Source organism: Ideonella azotifigens (assembly GCF_006519715.1).
In the GTDB taxonomy this organism is placed as follows: Bacteria; Pseudomonadota; Gammaproteobacteria; order Burkholderiales; family Burkholderiaceae_C; genus Ideonella; species Ideonella azotifigens.
This window is the reverse complement of the sequence record NZ_VIDT01000471.1, coordinates 1-4,432: the sequence shown is the minus strand read 5'-3', so window position 1 is coordinate 4,432 and position 4,432 is coordinate 1. Positions and strand designations below refer to the sequence as shown.

Here is a 4,432-nt window from a genome sequence, read left to right as displayed (position 1 = left end):
TGGCGGCCGGCCGGCTGCGCTCGACGGTGGCCGAGGTGGTGGGCTTTGCCGAGATTCCCGCGGCCATTGCCCGCAATCAGGCCGGGCATGCGCCGGGGAAGATGGTGGCCGACTTCAACCGCTAAGCCCGGCGCTCATCCGGTCAGAACCGATAGAGATACCCGAATCTGGCGCGGGCGATGTTGTTGCGGCCGACCAGCGGGCTGTCGGTGATGCCGCTGCCCAGATGCGTGCCGCCGACCTCCAGCAGCAGCATCTGGTGTGGCGCCAGCAGGTAGGCGGTGCGCAGGTTCAGGTCCAGGTTGACGGTGGCCTTGCCGTCGTATTGCGGGCGGCCCTGCAGCGCTTCTTCGGCCGTCACGCCGTAGTCGTAGGCCACCACTTTCTTGTCCAGCCAGGTGGCGCCCACGCCGGGGGTGAACATGAAGCGGCCGGCGCGGAATTCCCTGGACAGCATCAGCCTGGCCTGCAGGCCTTCGCTGTTGCCGGACACATCGCGCAGCAGCTCGGCCTGCAGTTCGAACTCGGGCGCATGCCAGCGCGCCGAGCCTCCCAGCCAGGCGCCGCCCTTGCGGTCTTCCATGCCTTCGAGGATGGGCGCGTCACCGCTCTTGTAGGCAGCGCCCATGTAGCGCGCGCTGAGGGCGAACGAGACCGGGCCGGCGTCCGGCAGCTTCAGGTCGATGCCTGGGCCGGCCACGCGCACGTAGCGGTTCTCGAACAGCAGGAAGGGCAGCGCGCACCTTGCGGTCCGCGCCCTCGTAGGCCCGGTTCTCAACGCCGACGCCCAGGCCGAGGCCCCACTGCGTGGCGTTCGGGTCGCGTTCGCCAGGCATGTCCTGGGCCAGCGCAGCTTGCAAGGGTGCGGCCATGCCGATGACGGCAGCGAGACAGATCAGAGGTTTCATGAGGTGAAGGTAGCAGAGTGGGAAGAAGCGCCGGTGGCGGACGATGGTGTGGCCGCGCCGATCAGGTGCATGCGCTGGGCCAAATGCTTCAGCCACAGCAGGAAGTCGTCCACATAGGTGAAGACGACCGGGACCACCAGCAGGCTGAGCACGGTGGAGGTGAGCAGGCCGCCGATGACGACGATGGCCATCGGGCCGCGGAAGCTGTTGTCGTTGCCAATGCCCAGCGCCACCGGCAGCATGCCGGCGGCCATCGCGATGGTGGTCATCAGGATGGGCTGGGCGCGCTTGTGGCAGGCGTCCATCAGCGCGTCCAGCCGGCTCATGCCTTGTTGCCGGTAGGCCACCACCGCGTACTCCACCAGCAGGATGGAGTTCTTGGTGACGATGCCCATCAGCATCAGGAGGCCGATCACCGAAGGCAGCGAAAAGCCGCTGCGGGTGATCCACAAGGCGAGGAAGGCGCCGCCGGTGGACAGCGGCAGCGCGGCCAGGATGGTGGCCGGCTGCATGAAGTCATGGAACAGCAGCACCAGCACGCAGTAGATGCACAACACGCCAATCGCCATCGCAATGCCGAAGCTGGTGAACAGCTCGGCCATGCGCTGGGCGTCCCCGGTCTGCAGCTGCTGCACGCCAGCGGGCAGCGAACGCATGGACGGGAGCGCCTGCACCCGCTTGTTCAGGTCGCCGGTGGCGTACTTGCCCAGCTCGATGCTCAGCGTGACATTGCGCATGCGGTCCAGCCGGCCGATCTGCGCCAGCCCGCCGCCCATGGACAGGTCCGCCACCGAGGACAGCGGCACCGCGCCGTTGCGCCCGGCCACGCGCAGCTGGCCCAGCGCTTCCAGGCTGTCGCGCGTGCCGTCGCCCACCTGCACGCGGATGGCGATCTGCCGCTGCGCGAGGTTGAACTTGGCCATCTGCGCCGAATAGTCGCCGTGAGTGGCCACGCGCAGCACCTTGCCGATGGCCTCGGTGGTGACGCCCTGCTCGGCCATGCGCACAGGATCCGGGTGCACCTGCACCTCGGGCCGTTGCAGCGCCGAACTGTCAGACACATTGCCAATGCCCGGGATGCCGCGCAGCTCCTTCAACACGGCCTGGGTGGTCTTGTTGAGTGCGGCGGCATCGTCGCTGGCCAGCGTGATGTCCAGCGTCTGGCCGTTGCCCATGCCCAGCACCGAAACGCGCGTGCCGGGCAGGCCCTTGAGCAGCGTGCGCAGCTGCTGCTCGATCTCGGGCTGCTTGCGGCTGCGCTCCTCGCGCGGCACCAGGCTCAGCACCAGCGTGGCCTTGTTGACTTCGCTGCTGCTGGCGTCGCTCTCGGCGTCGCCGATCACGGTGAACACCTGGCGCACTTCCGGCACCTGGCGCGCCAGCCAGGTGGCGCGCTCGGCGATGTCGCGCGTGGTCTCCAGCCGCGTGCCGGGCTCCAGCGACAGCGCGATGGTGGTGAGGCTGCGGTCGGCCGCGGGCACGAAGGAGGTGGGCAGCAGCGCGATCAGGCCCAGCGTGGAGATGAAGAACGCCAGCGCCAGCGCGACCGTGGTCTTGCGGTGCTGCTGGCACCAGCGCGCCGCCTTCAGGTAGCTGCGCATCACGCGGCCGTCCTCGCCGGCCGCGTGCCGGTCCACATGCGGCCTCAGGAGATACGCCGCCATCATCGGCGTGAGCAGGCGCGCAACCAGCAGCGAAACCAGCACGGCCACGGACGCGGTCACGCCAAAGGGCTTGAAGAACTTGCCCGGCACGCCGGCCATGAAGGCCGTGGGCAGGAAGACCGCGACCAGCGTGAAGGTGGTGGCGATCACCGCCAGGCCAATCTCGTCGGCCGCCTCCAGCGCGGCCTGCATGGGGCTCTTGCCCATGCGCAGGTGGCGCACGATGTTCTCGACCTCGACGATGGCGTCGTCCACCAGCACACCCACCACCAGCGACAGCGCCAGCAGCGTGATCAGGTTCAGCGAGTAGCCCAGCAGGCTCATCACCGCGAAGGTCGGAATGATGGACAGCGGCAGCGCCACGGCCGAGACCAGCGTGGCCCGCCAGTCGCGCAGGAAGGCCCACACGACGATGACCGCCAGCAACGCGCCTTCGAACAGCAGGTGCATGGACGCGTCGTAGTTGTCCTGCGTGGGCTGCACCGAGTTGTAGGCCTCCGTCAGCCTGACCTGCGGGTGCGCGCCGGCGAACGCCTTCACGGCTTCGCGCACGTCGTGTCGCACCGAGACTTCGCTGGCGCCGCGCAGCCGCTCGATGCGAAAGCCCACGGTGGGCGTGCCGTTCAGCGCGGCGTAGGCGAAGCGGGTCTCGGTGGTGTCGCTCACCCGCGCGATCTGGTCCAGCCGCACCGAGGACTTGTGGCCGCCGGCCGAGGTGACGGGAATCGCCAGCGCGGAGAGTTCGCCGGGCGTCTCCCGCCGGCCGATGGTGCGCATGCTCTGGTTGCTGCGGCCGATCTCGCCGCGGCCGCCGGAGGCATCGGTCTGCACTGCGGCGATCTGCGCCGACACGTCTGCCGGGCTCAGGCCCATGCCGGCCAGCGCAGCCGAGTCCAGCTGCACATGCACCTCGCGCTCCACGCCGCCGAGCCGCGTGAACGCACCCACGCCCCTGACGCCGCGCAGCGCCTTGCCGAGGTCGTTGTCCACGAACCAGGACAGGTCGGCCTCGCTGAGGTGCGGCGCTTGCACGGTGTAGGTGATCAGCGGGTCGCCGGCGCGGGTCACCTTCGCGATGACCGGTGGCGCCACGTCGCTGGGCAGGTCGGCGCGGGCGCTGTCCACCGCGTTGCGCACGGCGCTCAGGTCTTCCTCGGGGTCGGTGTCGGCCTCGAAGTTGATCGTGATGCTGACGGTCCCGTCGGTGACGGTGGTGCTGATGTGCTCGACGTGGCCCAGCGTCGCCAGCTTGTCTTCCAGCTTGCGCGCGACCTCGGTTTCCAGCTGGCTGGGCGCGGCGCCTTCCAGCGTGGCGGTGACCGAGATCGTGGGCGTGTCGAAGTCCGGGAAGTTCTGGATCGGGAGCTGGCGCAGGCCCAGCATGCCGGCCACGCACAGCACCAGGAACAGCAGCAGCGCCGGGACGGGGTTGCGGATCGACCAGGCGGAGACGTTCATGGCGCGCTCCCGGCCGGGGCTGGGCGTGCTGCGGAAGCCAGGTGGACTTCCACCACGTCACCGTCCTTTAGGAAGCTGCCGCCGCCATTGACGAAGCGCGCGCCTGCAGGCAAAGCGTCCAGCACCTGCACCATGTCGCCCACGCGCAGGCCGGTCTGCACCTGGCGCTGCTGCACGCGCGCGTCGGCACCGATCTCGAAGAGGTAGCTGTTTCCGTCGCGCAGCGTGATGGCCGAAGACGGCAGCACATTCGCTCGCGCCGTACCGGTGTGGACCTCGCCGGACACGTAGAGGCCGGGCGCGGCACCGGTTTTCATCGCATCGGCCGGCAGGTCGAAATAGGCCAGGCCCATGCGCGAGCTGGCGTCCAGCGTGGGCGCCACCAGGCGCAGCTTTGCCTCG

General features: G+C 69.2%; 3 protein-coding genes. All 3 read right to left on the bottom strand.

What is annotated here, in order from left to right:
- Positions 1-142 precede the first annotated feature (142 nt).
- Positions 143-778, bottom strand: a complete 636-nt coding sequence (locus FKP22_RS22120) for a MipA/OmpV family protein (RefSeq protein WP_170201010.1) — start codon at positions 776-778, stop codon at positions 143-145.
- A 126-nt stretch (positions 779-904) separates the two neighbouring features.
- A complete protein-coding gene (locus tag FKP22_RS22115; protein WP_141289848.1) occupies positions 905-4,030 on the bottom strand; it encodes an efflux RND transporter permease subunit in 3,126 nt (1,041 codons plus the stop codon).
- A partial coding sequence (locus FKP22_RS32470) for an efflux RND transporter periplasmic adaptor subunit (protein WP_375140607.1) occupies positions 4,027-4,432 on the bottom strand: 406 nt, incomplete at its 5' end. The genes FKP22_RS22115 and FKP22_RS32470, both read right to left, overlap by 4 nt.

What these genes read in the sequence shown, in the direction of transcription:
- FKP22_RS22115 (WP_141289848.1), bottom strand. Translation starts at nt 4,030, where the DNA reads ATGAACGTCTCCGCCTGGTCGATCCGCAACCCCGTCCCGGCGCTGCTG.